18 protein-coding genes are annotated in these 19,221 nt (G+C 66.0%); 17 read left to right on the top strand and 1 reads right to left on the bottom strand.

The window, feature by feature from the left end; genetic code table 11:
• Positions 1-12: 12 nt before the first annotated feature.
• Positions 13-972, bottom strand: a complete 960-nt coding sequence (locus ABDW31_RS15855) for a nucleoside hydrolase (protein ID WP_184723888.1) — start codon at positions 970-972, stop codon at positions 13-15.
• Between the two features lie 150 nt (positions 973-1,122).
• On the opposite strand from ABDW31_RS15855, the gene sidA reads away from it, so the two are divergent.
• From sidA to ABDW31_RS15770, 17 genes are all read left to right on the top strand, one after another.
• Positions 1,123-1,212, top strand: a complete 90-nt coding sequence (gene sidA, locus ABDW31_RS15850) for a cell division inhibitor SidA (protein WP_156136740.1) — start codon at positions 1,123-1,125, stop codon at positions 1,210-1,212.
• 48 nt (positions 1,213-1,260) lie between these two features.
• Complete coding sequence (gene dnaE, locus ABDW31_RS15845; protein ID WP_184719375.1) at positions 1,261-4,692, top strand: DNA polymerase III subunit alpha; 3,432 nt, start codon at positions 1,261-1,263, stop codon at positions 4,690-4,692.
• Positions 4,693-4,811: 119 nt separating this feature from the next.
• Positions 4,812-5,162, top strand: a complete 351-nt coding sequence (locus ABDW31_RS15840; RefSeq protein ID WP_184719377.1) for a GFA family protein — start codon at positions 4,812-4,814, stop codon at positions 5,160-5,162.
• 371 nt (positions 5,163-5,533) lie between these two features.
• Positions 5,534-6,355, top strand: coding sequence for a 30S ribosomal protein S2 (rpsB, locus tag ABDW31_RS15835; protein WP_184719379.1), 822 nt, complete (start codon positions 5,534-5,536; stop codon positions 6,353-6,355).
• Positions 6,356-6,504: 149 nt separating this feature from the next.
• On the top strand, positions 6,505-7,443 hold the full coding sequence (tsf, locus tag ABDW31_RS15830) for a translation elongation factor Ts (RefSeq protein WP_184719381.1): 939 nt from the start codon (positions 6,505-6,507) through the stop codon (positions 7,441-7,443).
• A gap of 190 nt (positions 7,444-7,633) precedes the next feature.
• A complete protein-coding gene (gene pyrH / locus ABDW31_RS15825; protein WP_184719383.1) occupies positions 7,634-8,374 on the top strand; it encodes a UMP kinase in 741 nt (246 codons plus the stop codon).
• Positions 8,375-8,398: 24 nt separating this feature from the next.
• Entirely contained in the window at positions 8,399-8,965 is a 567-nt protein-coding gene (gene frr / locus ABDW31_RS15820; RefSeq protein WP_184719385.1) for a ribosome recycling factor, read from the top strand.
• 49 nt (positions 8,966-9,014) lie between these two features.
• On the top strand, positions 9,015-9,794 hold the full coding sequence (gene uppS / locus ABDW31_RS15815) for a polyprenyl diphosphate synthase (RefSeq protein ID WP_184719387.1): 780 nt from the start codon (positions 9,015-9,017) through the stop codon (positions 9,792-9,794).
• Positions 9,754-10,599: a phosphatidate cytidylyltransferase gene (locus tag ABDW31_RS15810; RefSeq protein WP_184723891.1), complete on the top strand. Its 846-nt coding sequence runs from the start codon at positions 9,754-9,756 to the stop codon at positions 10,597-10,599. The genes uppS and ABDW31_RS15810 overlap by 41 nt, the downstream gene beginning before the upstream one ends.
• Positions 10,587-11,786, top strand: a complete 1,200-nt coding sequence (gene dxr, locus ABDW31_RS15805; protein ID WP_184719389.1) for a 1-deoxy-D-xylulose-5-phosphate reductoisomerase — start codon at positions 10,587-10,589, stop codon at positions 11,784-11,786. Before ABDW31_RS15810 ends, dxr begins: the two co-directional genes overlap by 13 nt.
• 21 nt (positions 11,787-11,807) lie before the next feature.
• Entirely contained in the window at positions 11,808-13,004 is a 1,197-nt protein-coding gene (locus ABDW31_RS15800) for an RIP metalloprotease (protein WP_184719391.1), read from the top strand.
• Positions 13,005-13,021: 17 nt separating this feature from the next.
• Positions 13,022-15,382 (top strand): outer membrane protein assembly factor BamA, encoded by a 2,361-nt coding sequence (gene bamA / locus ABDW31_RS15795; protein ID WP_184723894.1) that lies wholly within the window; start codon positions 13,022-13,024, stop codon positions 15,380-15,382.
• 2 nt (positions 15,383-15,384) lie between these two features.
• Positions 15,385-16,020: an OmpH family outer membrane protein gene (locus ABDW31_RS15790; RefSeq protein WP_184719393.1), complete on the top strand. Its 636-nt coding sequence runs from the start codon at positions 15,385-15,387 to the stop codon at positions 16,018-16,020.
• A 53-nt stretch (positions 16,021-16,073) separates the two neighbouring features.
• Positions 16,074-17,093 carry a UDP-3-O-(3-hydroxymyristoyl)glucosamine N-acyltransferase gene (lpxD, locus tag ABDW31_RS15785; protein ID WP_184719395.1) on the top strand — a complete coding sequence of 340 codons (1,020 nt, stop codon included), beginning with the start codon at positions 16,074-16,076 and terminating at the stop codon, positions 17,091-17,093.
• A gap of 4 nt (positions 17,094-17,097) precedes the next feature.
• Positions 17,098-17,577 (top strand): 3-hydroxyacyl-ACP dehydratase FabZ, encoded by a 480-nt coding sequence (fabZ, locus tag ABDW31_RS15780; RefSeq protein ID WP_172271426.1) that lies wholly within the window; start codon positions 17,098-17,100, stop codon positions 17,575-17,577.
• On the top strand, positions 17,574-18,365 hold the full coding sequence (gene lpxA / locus ABDW31_RS15775) for an acyl-ACP--UDP-N-acetylglucosamine O-acyltransferase (RefSeq protein ID WP_184719396.1): 792 nt from the start codon (positions 17,574-17,576) through the stop codon (positions 18,363-18,365). The genes fabZ and lpxA overlap by 4 nt, the downstream gene beginning before the upstream one ends.
• Positions 18,366-18,374: 9 nt before the next feature.
• The gene (locus ABDW31_RS15770; protein ID WP_184719398.1) at positions 18,375-19,217 is read left to right on the top strand and encodes an LpxI family protein; all 843 of its coding nucleotides are present in this window, start codon (positions 18,375-18,377) and stop codon (positions 19,215-19,217) included.
• The last annotated feature ends 4 nt before the right edge of the window (positions 19,218-19,221 follow it).

The raw sequence follows: 19,221 nt of genomic DNA, 5'->3' as shown, positions 1-19,221 counted from the left end.
AGGCTAAAAGCTCTAGGCGAGCGCCGCCTTCATCGCCGCGAAGAAGCCTGCCTGGTCGATCGCCTTGATCACCCGGGCGTTCGGCGGGCGGCGCTTCAAGGCCGGGTCGGCGATCTCGATATCCGGCAGGATCGAGTGCGACACCGACAGGTATCCGCGCGTCAGCTCGCCCATCGTCTCAACATCGACGACGCAGTCCTCGGCTTCCAGGATCAGGCTTTCGTCCAGAGCGATGGCGCAGGTCAGGGCGTCGGGGTGCAGGCTGCCGTCCAGCCCCTCGGTCTCGCGGGCGAAGGCGAGGGAGGCGCGGTTCACGTCGGTGAAGAACCGGGCCTTGTCGGTGCCCAGCGCCTCCAGCTCGGCCAGCTGCGCCGTACTCCACAGGCCGTCCTGCAAGGTCAGGGTCCAGGTGGCGATCGACAGGTTGAAGCCGGCGTTGACGACGATCTTGGCCGCCTCGGGATCGACATAGAAGTTGTACTCGGCCGCCGGGGTGACGTTGCCGACACCATTGTCCGTGCCGCCCATGACCCACAGGTGTTTCAGCGCCTTGGAGATGCGCGGCTCGCGCAGATAGGCCAGGGCGATGTTGGTCAGCGGGGCCTGGGCGATCAGGGTGATCTCGCCCGGCGCGTCCATGATCCGCCGCACCAGCTCGTCGGCCGCGTGGCCGTCGGACGGGCGCTGGGCGGTCTTGGCGAAGCCGCTATCGCTCATGCCGTCGTGGCCGAACACATAGGCCGCATCCAGCGGCGCGCGGTTGAATGGCGCCTGGGCGCCCAGATAGACCGGAACCTGGCCGGCCTTGCCGCAGCGGTCCAGCGTGACCAGGGCGTTCTCGGCGTGCTGGACGAAGCCCACATTGCCGTGGGCGATGGTGATCGCCTCCACCGTGACGCCGGGGCGGGTGAGGGCGAGCATCAACGAGAAGACGTCGTCGCCGGCGGTGTCGGTGTCGATGATCAGGCGCATGGGCACGGTCTGAACCGATCCGCTCCGCTTGGCCATAGGGCGCCTTTCGAATGACTCGCGGAAAGAAAATGTGGTGGAACGTCGCGGAACATCTTGTGAACAGAACAAAAGCGGAATATGGAACAAAACAAGAAATCTGTGGAGGTTCCGATGATCCGTATCGCGCGTGAGTCTTTGGCCCTTGTGTCGGTCGCCAGCTTCGTCTGGATGATGTGCACGGTCGCCCAGCTGGTGGCCTGAATCATGTAGAAGGCCTGCTTGGTAGGCAGGCGTAACGGAGGATCGGTCATGGCGGACGCGGAAGGACAAGGGTTCGTCCACCTGCGGGTCCGTTCGGCCTATTCACTGCTGGAAGGGGCCATCAAGGCCGACCAGATCGGCAAGTTGGCCGCTGCGGCCGGCATGCCCGCGGCCGGGATCGCCGACCGCGCCAATCTGTTCGGAGCCCTGGAATATTCGTCCTACGCCAAGGATGCGGGCGTCCAGCCGATCATTGGCTGCGCCATTCCCATCACGGGCATCGGCGGCGGCCCAACCGAGCGCTGGGCCCGTGCCCCGACGATCATGCTGCTGGCCCAGAACGAACTGGGCTATCTGAACCTCTCGGAACTGTCGTCGATCGCTTATCTCGATAGCGCCGAACTGCCCGAGCCCGTGGTGCCCTGGGCCAAGGTCGCTGAATATAGCGAGGGCCTGATCCTGCTGTCGGGTGGGACTGATGGTCCGGTCGACGCCCTATTCGCCGCCGGCAAGAGCGCCGAGGCTTCTGCGGCCCTGGCCGAGATGCAGCGGGTGTTCGGCGACCGCTTCTATGTCGAGCTGCAGCGCCATGGTCTGCCCAAGCAGGCGGCGGCTGAGCCGGGCCTGGTCAATTGGGCCTATGACCACGACGTGCCGCTGGTCGCCACCAACGACGTCTACTTCGTCAAGGAAGGCTTCTACGACGCGCACGATGCGCTGCTGTGCATCGCCGACGGCTCTTTCGTCGGTCAGGACGAGCGCCGTCGCGTCACGCCCGAACACTGGTTCAAGTCGCAGGACGACATGCGCAAGCTGTTCTCCGACCTGCCGGAGGCCTGCGACAACACTCTCGATATCGCCCGCCGCTGCGCCTTCATGGTGCACAAGCGCGCGCCCATTCTGCCCAGCTTCCCGACCGGCGATGGTCGTAACGAGGCCGAGGAACTGCGCCACCAGGCTAGGGAAGGCCTGAAGATGCGTCTCGAGGGGTTGACCATGTCAGCCACGCTCGAGGAGTACGAAAAGCGCCTCGAGTTCGAGCTCGGCATCATCGAGAAGATGGGGTTCCCGGGCTACTTCCTGATCGTTTCCGACTTCATCAAGTGGGGCAAGACCCACGGGATTCCGGTCGGTCCGGGGCGGGGTTCGGGCGCCGGTTCGCTGGTCGCCTGGGTGCTGACCATTACCGACCTGGATCCGCTGCGCTTTGGCCTGCTGTTCGAACGCTTCCTCAATCCTGAGCGGGTTTCGATGCCCGACTTCGACGTCGACTTCTGTCAGGAGCGACGCGAAGAGGTGATCTCCTACGTGCAAGAGAAGTACGGCCGCGACCGCGTGGCCCAGATCATCACCTTCGGTTCGTTGCAGGCCCGCGCCGTGTTGCGCGACGTCGGCCGCGTGATGCAGCTGCCGCTGGGCCTGGTCGACCGCCTCTGCAAGATGGTGCCCAACAACCCGGCCGCGCCGGTGACCCTGGCCCAGGCCATCGATCTCGAGCCGCGTCTCAAGCAGGCCAAGAAGGAAGACGCCAACGTCTCGGCCTGTCTGGACGTGGCCCTGCAGCTGGAAGGCCTGTTCCGTAACGCTTCGACCCACGCCGCCGGCGTGGTGATCGGCGACCGGCCGCTGACCCAGCTGACCCCGCTCTACAAGGATCCGCGCTCGGACCTGCCGGCCACCCAGTTCAACATGAAGTGGGTCGAAAGCGCCGGCCTGGTGAAGTTCGACTTCCTGGGCCTGAAGACCCTGACGGTGCTAGACCGCGCCGTGAAGCACCTGAAGAAGCGCGGCTTCGACATCGACCTGGGCAAGCTGCCTTTCGATGACACCACCACTTACGAGTTGCTCGCCTCCGGCCAGACGGTCGGCGTGTTCCAGCTCGAAAGTCAGGGCATGCGCGACACGCTGCGCAAAATGCGCTGCGGTTCGATCGAGGAGATCACCGCGCTGATCTCGCTCTATCGCCCGGGCCCGATGGATAACATCGACACCTTCGTTGACTGTAAGTTCGGCCGAAAGCCTGTCGACACCCTGCACCCCTCGCTAGAGACGGTGTTGAAGGAAACCTACGGCGTCATCGTCTATCAGGAACAGGTGATGCAGATCGCCCAGATCCTGGCCGGCTACAGCCTGGGCGAGGCCGACCTTCTGCGTCGCGCCATGGGTAAGAAGAAGAAGGAGGAGATGGATCTCCAGAAGATCCGTTTCGTCTCCGGCGCCAAGGAAAAGAACGTCCCCGAGGAACAGTCGGGATCGATCTTCGAACTGGTGGCCAAGTTCGCCGGCTACGGCTTCAACAAGTCGCACGCCGCCGCCTACGCCTTCATTTCGTACCAGACGGCCTGGCTGAAGGCGAACACGCCGGTCGAGTTCTTCGCCGCCTCGATGAGCCTCGATCTGTCGAACACCGACAAGCTGGCCGTCTTCCACCAGGACGCCCGCAAGTTCGAGATCACCGTGCGCGCGCCGGACGTCAATGTCTCGGGCGCCGACTTCGAGGTCGAGAACGGCGAGGTGCTGTACGCTTTGGGCGCCATCCGGAACGTCGGCCTGGAGGCGATGAAGCACTTGGTCGCCATCCGCGAAGAGGGCGGGCCGTTCCGCGATATCTTCGACTTTGTCGAGCGCATCGACCCCAAGCAGGTCAACAAGCGCGCCATCGAAAACCTGGCCCGGGCCGGGGCCTTCGACCAGATCCACAGGAACCGCGCCCAGATCGTGGCCTCGGCCGACGTGCTGATCGCCCATGCCCAGAGCTGTCACGCCGACCGCCAGGGCGGGCAGGGCGGTCTGTTCGGTTCGGACCCCGGCGCGGGCCGTCCGCGCCTGGCCAAGACCGAGAACTGGAACCAGGTCGACCTGCTGGATGAGGAACTGTCGGCCGTCGGCTTCTATCTGACCGGCCACCCGCTGGAAGACGTGGTCAACATGCTGCGTCGCAAGCGCGTGGCCATGGTGACCGAGGCCATGGCTCAGGCCGAGGCCGGGATGGAGGCCCTGCGCATGTGCGGCGTGGTGCGCCGCCGTCAGGAGCGCGCCTCGCAGAGCGGCGAGAAGTTCGCCTTCGTCTCGCTGTCGGACCCGTCCGGCGAGTATGAAGTGCTGTTCCCGCCCGAGAGCCTGCGCAAGTGCCGCGACGTGCTGGAGCCAGGCAAGGCCGTGGTCATCAAGGTCCGCGCCAAGGCCCGTGACGGCGAGGTCCGCTTCTTCGGTGACGACGCTGAGCCGCTCGAGAAGGCTATCGAAAACGTCGTGGCCGGCCTGCGCGTACATCTGTCGCCGTCGGCCACCGAGATCGAAGCGCTCAAGCGCCGCCTTGATCCCGCCCAGGGCCATAAGGGCGGGGAAGTGACCTTCGTCGCCGCGATCGGCGGCGGCCGCGAGATCGAGCTGCGCCTGCCGGGCCGCTACACACTGGATGCGGCCCTGCGTGGCGCACTGAAGACGGCGCCGGGCGTGGCGCTTTTAGAGGATGTGTAGGAATATTTTCCTATGTTACTTGCTTTGGCGGTGAGGGATTCGTGCACTCGATGGATTGGTGTCGCCGGCGAAGGTGAGGGAGCGGCTCGTCGCTGTTCCAACATGAGGGGAGAGGTCTGATGGCTCAGCATGAGGGCGGCTGCCAGTGCGGTCGCGTGCGCTTCGCGGTCGAGGTCGTGTTGGACGAGGTCATCAGCTGCAATTGCTCGCGCTGCGGCAAGCTGGGCTCGATCCTGGCCTTCGCGCCGGCGGACGCCTTCGATCTGAAGAGCGGCGAGGATGCGCTGACGACCTACCAGTTTAACAGCCACAAGATCTCGCATCTGTTCTGCGAGACCTGCGGCATCCAGTCGTTCGGCCGCGGCACGGCGCCGAACGGCGCGAAGATGGTGGCGATCAATGTCCGCTGCCTGGACGGCGTCGACGTCTTTGCCCTGAAGCCGCAGCAGGTGGACGGCAAGTCGTTCTGATCGCCTAGGGACAGCTTCGTGAGAGCGAGGAGCTCCTGAGCGCAAGGCCGCTGAAGGGGCGTAAATGCGGGCCGCTGCCTGATCGCGCTTTGGCTAGGGTTGAGGCTTCCGCTAGCGCTGTGTGCTCTTCGGCGCGGTGCATGGATTATCCAGTGTCCGACACAGTGGTGCATAACGAATGCGCCGAACCCCTCTCCGGCGACTAGGACTTGCAATCGGTCCCGTAAGGGACTATCTGCGCCGCCATTCCACACGTGGACGTTCGGCTGCACCGGGGAGACATCCCGGCGTCGCCGTTCCGGTCCTGCTTCCAGAATGGTCTGGAGCGGGGGTGTCCACGGAGGTTCAACCGGAAAAAGGATAAAGGCCCGATGGCTCTTCCCGAATTCTCCATGCGTCAGCTCCTGGAAGCCGGCGCCCACTTCGGTCACCAGACGCACCGCTGGAACCCGAAGATGGACCGCTACATCTTCGGTTCGCGCTCGAACATCCACATCATCGACCTGTCGCAGTCGATCCCGCTGCTGCACCAAGCCCTGGTGAAGGTCCGTGAAGTCGCCGCCGCCGGTGGCCGCGTGCTGTTCGTCGGCACCAAGCGCCAGGCCAGCGACCCGGTCGCCACGGCCGCCAAGCGCTGCGCCCAGTACTACGTGAACCACCGTTGGCTCGGCGGCACGCTGACCAACTGGCGCACCGTTTCGGGCTCGATCGCGCGTCTGCGCGAGCTGGAAGGCGTCCTGTCGGGTGAAGGCCAAGGCCGTTCCAAGAAGGAACTGCTGCAGCTGACCCGCGAGCGCGACAAGCTGGAGCTGTCGCTGGGCGGCATCAAGGACATGGGCGGTATCCCCGACATCATGTTCGTGATCGACACCAACAAGGAAGCGATCGCGATCCTGGAAGCCCGCAAGCTGAACATCCCGGTCGTCGCCATCCTCGACACCAACTGCGATCCGGACGGTATCACCTATCCGATCCCGGGTAACGACGACGCCGCTCGCGCGCTGCAGCTGTACTGCGACCTGATCGCCGACGCCGTTCTCGACGGCCTGGCCGCTGGTCAAGCCGGCGCTGGCGTCGACCTGGGCGCCGCCGTCAACCCGACCGAGCCGGCCCTGGCCCGCGCTCTGGCTCCGGAAGCCGCTGCTGAAGAAGCCCCGGCCGCCGAAGCTGCTCCGGAATCGGCCGAAGGCTGATTTCCCTGCGCGCTTCCGCGCGGCCTAGGGCCGCTCGCGGGAGCCGTCGCGACCCTGACATGCGACCGGGCTACTAGGCCCGGTCGCTCTTTATCGATTAGGCGGGCTATCAAGCCCGGTCGCTAACCGTTTGAATCTGGAGATTTTCGATGGCTGAGATCACCGCCGCCCTCGTCAAGGAACTGCGCGAAAAGTCCGGCGTCGGCATGATGGACTGCAAGAAGGCGCTGTCGGAAAACAACGGCGACATCGAAGCGTCCATCGACTGGCTGCGCGCCAAGGGCCTGTCCAAGGCCGCCAAGAAGGCTGACCGCGCCGCCGCTGAAGGCCTGGTGGCCGTCGCCACCGCCGACCAAGGCGCGGGCGAAACCGCCACGGCCGTCGAAGTGAACGCCGAAACCGACTTCGTGTCGCGCAACGACCTGTTCCAGGGCGCTGCTCGTCAGATCGCCGGCGCGGCTCTGGACACCGACGGTTCGGTCGACGCCATCACGGCGGCCAAGCTGGCCGGCGGCGAAAGCGTTCAGGACCACCTGACCAACCTGATCGCCACGATCGGCGAGAACATGATGGTCCGTCGCGCCGCCAAGTGGACGGTCGAGAACGGCGTCGTCGCCTCGTACATCCACAACGCCACCGCGCCGGACCTCGGCCGCATCGGCGTGCTGGTGGCCGTCGAGTCGACCGGCGACAAGGCCGCCCTGCGCGACCTGGGCCGCAAGATTGCCATGCACGTGGCCGCGACCGCTCCGCTGTCGCTGTCGCCGGACGATCTGGACCCGGCCGCCATCGAGCGTGAAAAGGCCGTGTTCACCGAGCAGGCTCTGGAATCGGGCAAGCCGGCCGCCGTCGTCGAAAAGATGATCGAAGGCCGTATCCGCAAGTTCCTGGAAGAAGTCGTGCTGCTGAAGCAAGCCTTCGTCATGAACCCGGACCAGACCGTTGAGCAGCTGGTCGCCGAGACCGCCAAGACCTTGGGCGCCCCGATCACCATCAAGGGCTTCACGCGTCTGGCCCTGGGCGAAGGCGTCGAGAAGAAGCAGGACGACTTCGCCGCCGAAGTCGCCTCGATGACCGGCCAAGCCTAAAGCGACCGTCGGGAGCTCTCATAAGCTCCTGACAAACAATCAGGGCGCGGCGCGTTTAGACGCGCGCCGCGCCCTTTTTGCGCCTGCCAGGCAGCGCTTCGCGAGAAGGCGCGCTCCGGTTGGCAAAACCCATCCCACTTTTGTAGAACGCACCGTAATGTGCGTCCCGACGACTCAGGAACAGCGGTCCATGTCCGATACCAACGCACCTTCGAAGTACCGCCGCATCCTGCTGAAGGTGTCGGGCGAAGTTCTGATGGGCGACACGGGCTACGGCATCGACACCAAGACGGTGCAGTCGGTGGCCGACGACGTCGCTGAGATCGTCAAGTCCGGCGTCGAGCTGTGCCTAGTCATCGGCGGCGGCAACATCTTCCGCGGCATGGCTGGCGCGGCCAAGGGCATGGAGCGCTCCAGCGCCGACTACATGGGCATGCTGGCCACGGTCATGAACGCCTTGGCCATGCAGGACGCGCTTGAGCGTATCGGTGTCCAGACCCGCGTGCAGTCGGCCATTCCGATGGCCACGGTCTGCGAGCCCTACATCCGCCGCCGCGCCCAGCGTCACCTGGAGAAGGGCCGCGTCGTGATCTTCGCCGCCGGCACCGGCAACCCGTTCTTCACGACCGACACCGCCGCGGCCCTGCGCGCCGCCGAGATGCAGTGCGACGCCCTGTTCAAGGGCACCAGCGTCGACGGCGTCTACACCGCCGACCCCAAGAAGGATCCGTCGGCCGAGCGCTACGACCGCCTGACCTATATGGACGTCCTGGCCAAGGACCTGCGGGTCATGGACGCCTCGGCCGTGGCGCTGATGCGCGACAGCAATATTCCGATCGTGGTCTTCTCGATCAAGGGACGCGGCAACCTGCTGAACGTCCTGCGAGGCGAGGGGACCCACACCGTGGTCGCCGAAGACCGCGCCGCCTAACCTCCAAAGAAGAGAGCCCGACCCATGGCCGCTCCCGAAAAGCCCGTCCTGTCCGGATACAAGGACCGCATGGAAAAGTCCGTGCTGTCGCTGAAGGAAGACTTCGCCGGTCTGCGCACTGGTCGCGCGTCCTCGAACCTGCTCGACCAGATTCTGGTCAACGCCTATGGCTCGATGGTGCAGCTGAACACGGTCGCCTCGGTCAGCGTGCCTGAGCCGCGCCAGATCAACGTCAACATCTGGGACAAGGGCGTCGTTTCGGCGGTCGAAAAGGCGATCCGCAGTTCGGATCTGGGCCTGAACCCGGTCGTCGAAGGCAACAATCTGCGGATCCCGATCCCGCCGCTGACCGAAGAGCGCCGCAAGGACCTCTCGAAGATCGCCGGCAAGTACGCCGAGACCCAGAAGGTCGCGGTGCGGAACATTCGCCGCGACGCCAACGACGACCTCAAGAAGGCCGAGAAGGCCAGCGTCATCAGCGAAGACGACCAGAAGAAGATGGAGACGGAGGTCCAGAAGATGACCGACGAAGCCATCAAGCGCATCGACGAGGCCTTGAAAATCAAGGAACAAGAGATCATGCAGGTTTGATCGCCTTCCCGGTGGGTTTTGGGGAGACGACGAGGGAAGGTTGAAGCGAATGCCGCTGACCACCGGCCTGCAGAACGTGTCGGCGCGCGCTGGGGGCGACGCGCCGGAGACGCGGCTGCATGTGGCCATTATCATGGATGGCAACGGCCGCTGGGCTAAGCAGCGGGGGATGCCGCGCGTCCTGGGCCATCGCGCCGGGGTCAACGCGCTGAAGCGCACCGTCGAGGGCGCTCAAAGCCAGAACGTCGGCGTGCTGACGGTTTTCGGTTTCTCGACCGAGAACTGGCGCCGGCCGGCGCACGAAGTGTCCGAGCTGATGAGCCTGCTGAAGGCCTATGTCGAATCGGACCTCGAGCGTCTCGCGCGGGCCGGGGTGCGCGTGCGCATCATCGGCCGCCGCACCGGTCTGTCGGCCGACATCGCCGAGGTGATCGAGCGCGCCGAACAGCGCACCGCTCAGAACACCCAGTTCACCTTGCAGGTGGCGTTCAACTATGGCGGCCAGGCCGACATCACCGACGCCGCGCGCGCCTTTGCAGAGGCTGTGGCGCGGGGCGAGGCCCAGCCTTCTGACCTCACCGAGGCGACGTTCGAGCGCTATCTGTCGACCGCCGCCGCTCCGGCGCCGGACCTGATCGTGCGCACCAGTGGCGAGCGTCGGATCTCGAACTTCCTGCTGTGGGAATGCGCCTACGCTGAACTGATCTTCCAGGATGTGCTGTGGCCGGACTACGGCCCCGAGGCGCTGGCCGCGGCCATCGCCGAGTATCGCCGTCGTGATCGACGCTATGGAGGGATCGCGGCCGATGACGTCGCCGTCGCCGGCTAAGCGCTTCAACTGGGGCAATCTGCGGATGCGTGTGGTCTCGGCCACCGTGCTCGTACCCACCGTCGTGGTCGCTGTGTGGCTGGGCGGCTTCTGGTTCCTGGCCCTGGCTCTGGTCTGCACGGCGCTGCTGGCGCTGGAGTGGGGCAAGATCAGCGCGCCCAAGGCTCATCGGGCCGTCGGCGCCGTGGTCGGCGTCTTCTGTGCGGTCGCCGTGGTCGCCGCCTTCCTGCATCAGTTCTTCATCGCCTGGGCCGTCGTGCTGGCCGGGGCTTTCCTGGCGGGGCTGATCGCCCGGGGCGCGGTCGATCGCCGGGCCGACGCGGCCTATGGCGTCGTCTATATCGCGCCGGCGGTCATCGCCCTGGTCTGGTTGCGCTCGCTGCCGGACGGCCTGTGGTGGACGCTGCTGCTGTTCGTGGTCACCTGGTTCGCCGACATCTTCGCCTATGTGGTCGGCAGCATCTTCAAGGGCCCCAAGCTGTGGCCCCAGATCTCGCCCAACAAGACCTGGTCGGGCTTCATCGGCGGTCTGATCGCCGCCACCCTGGGCGCGATCGTCGTGGCCCATCTGGCCAATCTGCGTCTGGTCTGGCCGGCCGCGGCTCTGGTCGGCTTCCTGGGCGGCCTGGCGACCATGGCCGGTGACCTGTGGGAATCGATCCTGAAGCGCCGCTTCGGGGTCAAGGACAGCGGCGACATCATCCCGGGCCATGGCGGCCTGCTGGACCGTGTCGACGGCTTGATGTTCGCCGTGATCGTCGTGGCCGCCATTCGTCTGGTCGACCACTGGGGATGGGCCCATTGACCTTACCGCGTAAGGTGGTGGTGCTAGGCTCGACCGGATCGATCGGCCTTTCGACCTTGAGCCTCTTCGAGGAATCCGGCGTCCCGGTCGAGATCCTGGCCCTGACGGCCGGACGTAATGTCGAGCGGCTGATCGCCCAGGCGCGCCAGTGGCGCCCGGCCGTGGCCGTGATCGAGGACGAGACCAAGCTCGCCACGCTGAAGGATGGCCTGGCCGGAACCGGCGTGCGCGCCGCTGCCGGCGCGGCCGCCGTCACTGAAGCCGCGGCCATGGGCGCCGACTGGGTGATGTCGGCCATCGTCGGCGCGGCCGGCCTGGCGCCGACCGTGGCCGCCGCTCAGACGGGCGCGGTCATCGCCTTGGCCAATAAAGAAAGCCTCGTCTGCGCAGGTCCGGCGCTGCTGGCCATCGCCAAGGCCGCCGGCGGTTCGGTGATTCCCGTCGATTCCGAGCATTCGGCGATCTTCCAGGTGCTGCAGCCCGACTGCGCTCACCGGGTCGCGCGGCTGATCCTGACCGCGTCGGGTGGTCCGTTCCGCACCTGGGACAAGGTCGCCATGGCTGCCGCTACGCCCGAGCAGGCCATCGCCCATCCCAACTGGTCGATGGGCGCCAAGATCTCGGTCGATTCCGCGACCATGATGAACAAGGGCCTCGAGATGATCGAGGCGTCCTATCTGTTCGACACGCCAGAGGCCAAGATCGACGTCGTAGTCCATCCGCAGTCGGTGATCCACAGCCTGGTCGAGTACACCGACGGCTCGACCCTGGCTCAGCTGGGCCCGCCGGACATGCGCAGTCCGATCTCCTGCGCCTTCGCCTGGCCCGATCGCCTGGAATGGCCGGCCGCGCGCCTGGATCTGGCCGCCTATGGTCAGCTGACCTTCGAATCGCCAGACCTGGATCGCTTCCCGCTGCTGAACGTCGCGCGCGAAGCTCTGCGCCTGGAAGGCGGCGCGCCGACGGCGATGAACGCCGCCAACGAGGTCGCCGTTGCGGCCTTCCTTGACCGGCGCATTGGCTTTCTCGATATTGCCGCCGCGGTGGCGGGGACCCTCGAGCGTATGAACAGTCTGGGTAACCTCGCCGTCGCGCAAAGTGATGCGGTCGAGAACGCGATGATGATCGACGCCAGCGCTCGCCGTATTGCGGCCGAGGTTGTCGCGCAAAAGCATCGCCGGCTCTGATCCGGGGGACCCGGCCACCAAATGACCGACGTATTGATCTTCGTCCTGTCCACGGTCTTCGTGCTGTCCGTCGTGGTGACGGTCCACGAGCTGGGACACTATTGGGCGGCCCGCGCTTGCGGCGTATCGATCGACTGCTTCTCCATCGGCTTTGGCGCGGCGCTGATCTCGTGGCGCGACAAGCATGGGGTCGAGTGGCGGATCGCCTCGATCCCCCTGGGCGGCTATGTCCGCTTCTCCGGCGACGAGAACGCCGCCAGCGTGCCTGACCAGAACGACCTGGACGCCATGCGCCGCTCGATCGCCGAGCGGGAAGGGGAGGCGGCCCTCTCGCGCTATCTGCATTTCAAGCCAGTCTGGCAGCGGGCGATCATCGCCGTGGCCGGGCCGGTCGCCAATTTCGTCCTGGCGATTCTGATCATGGCCGTCTTCATGGTCATGATGGGTACGCCGCAGCGCGCGGCCACGATCAGCGGCGTCGTGCCGGGCGGCGTGGCCGAGGCGGCCGGCTTCCAGAAGGGCGACCTAGTCACCGCGGCCGACGGCCGCAAGATCACCAGCTTCCAGGACCTGCAGGGCTACGTTTCGCTGCGGGCCAGGATGCCGATCGACTTCACGGTCCAGCGGGGCGGCCAGGAGCTGCACCTGACCGCGACGCCCCGGCTGGTCGAGGTCAACGACAAGATCAGCGGTCGCATGAAGACCGGCATGCTGGGCATCGAGAACGGGGGCGTCACCCAGTTCAAGCGCTCGACCGTGCTGATGGCCATCCCCGACGCCACCGTCGAAGTGTGGCGCATGATCAAGACGATCGGCTTCTACCTGGGTCGTCTCGTCACCGGTCAGCTGCCGGCCGACCAGGTCAGCGGCCTGATCGGCATCGGCCACACGGCCGGCGCCGTCACCAAGGCCAGCGCCCACAACGCGCCGGACGTCGGCACCATGGTGTTCCGGGTGTTCGTCTCGTCCATGCTGCTGATCGCCAGCCTGTCGGTCAGCATCGGCTTCATGAACCTCCTGCCGATTCCGGTTCTCGATGGCGGCCACTTGCTGATGTACGCCTATGAAGCGATCGCCAAGCGGCCCTTGCGGGCCGAGGTCCAGGCGGCCGGCTTCCGAGCGGGGCTTGCCTTCATCCTGTGTTTCATGCTGTTCGCCGCGTGGAACGACCTCAACCGCTACGACGTGTTCAAATTCATCGGCGGGCTCTTCACGTGAACGCCCGTCCTCCGTCCATGATTGGTCACATGCACAAACTACGCGCCCAAAGCGCCGCCTTCGCCACCGGCGTGGCGCTACTCCTCGGCTCGACGGCTCTGACGGCGCCGCAGCAGGCCTACGCCCAGGCGCAGACCGGTGTCGTCCAGCGCATCGTCGTCCAGGGCAACGAGCGCATCGAGCAGGGCACGGTGCTGTCCTATCTGCCGATCCAGCCGGGTGACACGGTCGACGCCCAGCGCCTCGACCTGGCGTTGAAGACCCTGGCCCGCACCGACCTGTTCGCCGACGTGAAGATCGAGATGCAGGGCGGCGACCTGATCGTGAAAGTCGTCGAAAATCCGATCATCAATCAGGTGGTCTTCGAGGGAAATTCGTCCCTGAAGGAAGACAAGCTGAAGGACGAGGTCCAGATCCGTCCGCGCGGCATCTTCACCCGCGCCAAGGTGCAGGCCGATGTTCAGCGCATCATCGAGCTGTACCGTCGTTCGGGCCGCATCTCGGCGACCGTGACGCCCAAGGTGGTCGAGCTGCCGCAGAAGCGCGTCGACCTGGTGTTCGAAATCGCCGAAGGCCCCAAGAGCGGCGTCCTGGGCATCAACTTCCTGGGCAACAGCGAGTTCTCGGACAACGACCTGCGCGACGTGGTCGTGACCAAGGAAAGTCACTGGTACAAGTTCCTGACCAGCAACGACAATTACGACCCGGACCGGATCGAGTACGACCGCGAGCAGCTGCGCAAGCACTACCGCAACCGCGGCTTCTTCGACTTCCGCGTCGTCGCCTCGGTGGCCGAACTGGCGACCGACAAGAACGGCTTCGCCGTCACCTACACCCTGGAAGAGGGCCCGAAGTACAAGTTCGGCAAGGTGACTGTCGAGACCGAGCTGAAGAAGCTGGACGGCAACCTGCTGGCCCAGATCCTGCCGATCCGCGCCGGTCAGCTGTATGAAGACGAGCGTATCGAGCAGGCCACCGACGCCTTGACCTTCGCGGCGGGCGCGGCCGGCTTCGCCTTCGTGGATGTGCGTCCGCGCTATGTGCCCAACCGCGAGACCAAGACCGTCGACGTCGTCTTCCAGGTCCGTGAAGGTCCGCGCGTCTACGTCGACCGCATCGACATCGTCGGCAACACCCGCACGCTGGACTACGTCCTGCGTCGCGAGCTGGAAGTGGCCGAGGGCGACGCCTACAACCGCGTGCTGGTCGACCGTTCCAAGAACAACATCCGCCGCCTGGGCTTCTTCAAGGAAGTCAACATCGAGGACACTCCCGGCGGCGCGCCCGACCGCACCAGCCTGCGGGTCAAGGTGGAAGAGCAGCCGACGGGCGAACTGTCGTTCAGCGCCGGCTACAGCTCGATCGACAAGCTGGTGCTGGACGTTGGCATCACCGAGCGCAACTTCCGTGGCCGTGGCCAGAACCTGCGGGCCCGCGCCTCGATGGGCTCGCTGCGTCAGCAACTGGACTTCGGCTTCAGCGAGCCGCGCTTCCTGGGTCGCAACCTGGTCGGCGGCCTGAACCTGTACACCTTCCGCTACGACCTCTCGCAGTTCGCGGCCTATGACACCAAGTCGGTCGGCGGCGACATCCGCTTCGGCTTCCCGCTGACCCAGAACTCGTCGATGAGCCTGCGCTACACGATCCGCCAGGACGACGTGAGCGTGGCCGACAGCCTTTGCACCAGCGGTTCGGTCTCGCAGATCCTCTGCCTGCAGCGCGGCGCCTACATCACCTCGATGATCGGCTACGGCCTGCGCATCGATAAGCGGAACGACCCGATCAACCCGACCCGCGGCTGGTTCGCCGACCTGAACCAGGACCTGGCCGGTATCGGCGGCGACGTGAAGTATCTGAAGACCGAGGCCGACGCCGGCATCTACTACGGCTTCACCAAGGACCTGGTGTTCAGCGCGACCGGTTCGGTCGGCTACATCCAGGGCTGGGGCGGCGACAACGTCCGCATCAACGACCGCTTCTACCGTGGCGGCACCTCGTTCCGCGGCTTCGAGATCGCCGGTATTGGTCCGCGCGACATCTCGAGCACGAACAACTCGATGGGCGCCAAGCTTTACGCCATCAGCACCTTCGAATTGACCGTCCCGACCTTCCTGCCCGAGCAGTACGGCATCAAGGCCGCCCTGTTCAGCGACGTGGGTACGGCCGGTCTTCTGGATGATGTGGATCGTCAGAGGTCGCCTGGCGTCTTCGATCCGAACATCAAGGACAACCTTGGTCTGCGCGCCTCGGCCGGTATCTCGATCGACTGGAAGTCCCCCATGGGCCCCATCCGTTTCGACATCAGCCGTATTTTGGCCAAGGAAAGCTACGACCGAGTCGAAACGTTCCGGTTCTCCACCTCCACAAGGTTCCAATAATCATGTCTAAGTTTCTGTCTGCGGCCGCTTCCAGCGTCGTCGCCCTCGCTCTCGCGACCGCCGCTTCGGCCCAGACGGCTCCGGCCGCCGCGCCTGCTGGTCCGGCCGTCACGCACGGTCCCGCCATCGCCGGCGTCTGCATCTTTTCGAGCCAGCGCGCTGTCGGCAGCTCTCTGGTCGGCAAGGCCGTCGACACGCGCCTGAAGACGATCATCCAGCAGGTCAACGCCGAGCTGACCGGTGAGCGCACCGCCCTGGACACCGAAGCCAAGGCCCTGGACGCCAAGAAGGCCACCCTGGCCCAGGACGTCCTGGAACAACAGGCCAGCGCTCTGCAAGTGAAGGCCAACGCCTGGCAGCGTAAGGGCCAGCTGCGTCAGCGCGAAGTCGAGGCCACCGAGCAAAAGGCGCTCGCGCGCGTCTATCAAGAGCTGGATACGCCGATCAAGCAGGTCTACCAGGCCCAGAAGTGCGGCATGCTGATCGATCGTGAGTCGGTCATGCTGGCCAACCCGTCGATGGACATCACCGACGCCGTCGTCACCGCTCTGGACGCCCGCATCAAGACCCTGACCTTCGACCGCGAACGTCTGGACCAGGCCCCGGCCGCCGGCGCCCTGCAACCGACCAATAAGTAAGCGAATCAAGTCCTTTAGGTTTACCTAGGGGAACGAATTCGCTGTGAGGAACCATGCCGGACCCGCGTTTCTTTGACAGCCTGGGTCCGGCATCGCTTTCCGAGTTGGCCCGGGCCGGCGCCGCCGAATTGGCGGCGCCGGCTTCGGCTGATCTCCAGATCGCCACCGCTGCGCCGCTCGACACCGCCGGCCCCGACGCGATCACCTTCTTCTCCGACGCCAAGCGCAAGGACGCCGCCGCCGCCACCCAGGCCGGCGCGTGTTTCGTGCGTCAGGAACATGCCGACGCCCTACCGCCGGGCTGCGTCGCGCTGCTGACCCGCCATCCGCAAGCCGCCTGGGCCGCCGCTGTCGGTCTGCTGCTGATCCCGCGCCGCCACGACCCGTCCGCGCCCGCCCTGCACCCCGAGGCGGTGCTGGAAGAGGGCGTGCTGCTGTCGCCGAACGTGACGATCGGGCAGGGCGCGCGGATCGGGCGTGGCACGCGGATCAGTCCCGGCGCCGTCATTGGTCCGGGCGTGTTGATCGGGCGGGACTGTGTGATCGGCCCCAACGTCGTCATCGGCTTCGCCCTGCTTGGTGATCGCGTGTCGATCTCCGCCGGCGCGGTGCTGGGCGAGGCAGGCTTTGGCGCCGCCCCGGGTCCGAAGGGGATGGTCGACCTGCCGCAAATCGGCCGGGTGGTGATCCAGGACAACGTCACGATCGGCGCCAACAGCTGCGTGGACCGTGGCGCGTTCGCCGACACGACGATTGGCGAGAACACCAAGATCGACAACCTCGTGCATGTCGCGCACAACGTCCGTATCGGGCGCAATTGTGTGCTGGCCGCCTATACGGGGATTTCCGGCAGCACGGTCGTCGGCGACGGCGTGGCTTTCGGCGGCAAGGCCGGCGTGGCCGACCATTTGAAGATCGGCTCGGGCGCGAGCGTCGGGGCGGCCGCCTCGGTGTTCAAGGACGTGCCGAACGGTGAAACTTGGACGGGCTTCCCCGCGCGACCGCTGAAGCGGTGGCTGCGGGAGACCGCATGGCTGTCGCGCAAGGCGGGCGGCCGAGGGACGAAGGACTAGGACCATGAGCGAGAACGCCGAGCAAACGGTGCAGACCAACATCGATATCGCCGAGATCCTGGCGCGTATCCCGCACCGCTACCCGTTCCTGCTGGTTGATCGGGCCGAGGACTACAACCCGCACAAGTCGATCGTCGGCATCAAGTGCGTGACGGTCAATGAGCCGTTCTTCCAGGGCCACTTCCCGGGCAATCCGGTGATGCCGGGCGTGCTGATCATCGAGGCCCTGGCCCAGACCGGCGCGGTGCTGATGAGCAAGAGCCTTGAGGTCGACACCGAGGGCAAGACCATCTTCTTCATGTCGGTGGACAACGCCCGCTTCCGCAATCCCGTGCGCCCCGGCGACGTGATCCGCATGGAGGTCGAGGTCGTGCGTGCGCGCTCGACGATCTTCAAGTTCAAGGGCGTGGCCAAGGTGGGCGACAAGGTCGCCGCCGAGGTCGAGTTCGCCGCCATGGTCGTCGAGACGGGGCCCAAGGCATGACGATCCACCCCAGCGCCCTCGTCGATCCCGCCGCCAAGATCGCCTCGGACGTCGAGATCGGTCCGTTCAGCATCGTCGGTCCCGATGTGACGCTGGAAGCCGGTGTGCGCCTGCTGTCGCACGTCGTGATCGAGGGGGCGACGACGATTGGCGAGAACTGTGTCGTCCACCCGTTCGCCAACCTCGGCGGCCCGCCGCAGCACCTGGGCCACAAGGGTGAGCGCACCGAGCTCTTGATCGGCCCGCGCAACATCATTCGCGAGCACGTGACCATGCATACGGGCACGGCCTCGGGGAAGGGCGTGACCCGGATCGGTTCGGATGGCCTCTACATGGTGGGGTCGCACGTGGCTCACGACTGCGAGCTGGGCGACTTCGTGGTCATGGCCAAGGGCGCGACCCTGGGCGGCCATGTCAGCGTCGGCGACTACGTGTTCATGGGCGGCCTGGCCGCCGCGCACCAGTTCTCGCGCATCGGCCGCTACAGCTTCATCGGCGGCCTGGCCGCGGTGACCAAGGATGTCATTCCGTACGGTTCGGTGTGGGGCAACCACGCCCACCTGGAAGGGCTGAACCTGGTCGGTCTCAAGCGCCGGGGCTTCTCGCGCGAGACGATCAACGCCCTTCGCGCCGCCTATCGCCTGATGTTCGCCGACGAAGGCACCTTCCAGGAGCGGCTGGACGATGTGGCCGAGATCCATGCCGGCAATCCGGAGGTCATGGAGATCGTCGACTTCATCCGCGCCGACGCCAATCGGCCGCTTTGCCTGCCCGAGCGCGAGGTCTAGTCTTCCGTGATGCGTAAGCTTGGCCTGATCGCCGGCGGCGGTTCGCTGCCCGTCGAACTGGCGGCCCACTGCGAGGCCGCTGGGCGCGCCTTTTCGGTGATGCGCCTGAAGAGTTTCGCCGAGCCGACCCTGGCCCGCTATCCGGGCCTTGAGGTCGGACTGGGCGAGTTCGGCAAGGTGTTCAAGACCTTGCGGGAAGAGGGCTGCGAGGTCGTCTGTTTCGCCGGCAATGTCAGCCGTCCCGACTTCGCCACCCTGATGCCCGACGGTCGAGGCCTGAAGGTGCTGCCGGGCCTGATCGTCGCCGCGCGCAAGGGCGACGACGCCCTGCTGCGCCGGGTGCTGGACGAGTTCGAGAAGGAAGGCTTCGACATCGAGGGCGCCCACGAGGTGATGGGCGAGATGACCCTGCCTCAGGGCCGCCTGGGCAAGTGGTCGCCGACCGAGGCCCACATGGCCGACATCGACAAGGCTCTGCTAGTGGCCCGCGAGATCGGCCGCCTGGACGTGGGGCAGGGCGCCGTGGTCTGCGACGGCCTGGTCCTGGCCGTCGAGGCCCAGGAAGGCACCGACGCCATGCTGCGCCGGGTCGAACAGCTGCCGACCGCGATCCGTGGCGTGGCCGAACGTCCGCGCGGCGTGCTGGCCAAGGCGCCCAAACCGATCCAGGAGACCAAGGTCGACCTGCCCACCATCGGCGTCGCCACCATCCAGCGCGCGGCTCGTGCGGGCCTGGCCGGTGTGGTCGGTGAGACTGGCCGCCTGCTGGTTGTCGACCGCGACGCGGTGATCGCCTGCGCCGACGAACTGGGCCTCTTCGTGCTGGGGGTCGATCCGCAGGGGCGGCTCTAGTGGC

Origin of the sequence: Caulobacter sp. (genome assembly GCF_039596335.1) — a bacterium.
Taxonomy (GTDB): domain Bacteria; phylum Pseudomonadota; class Alphaproteobacteria; order Caulobacterales; family Caulobacteraceae; genus Caulobacter.
The sequence above is the reverse complement of the archived record's forward strand: the minus strand, read 5'-3'. Positions and strand labels throughout refer to the sequence as shown.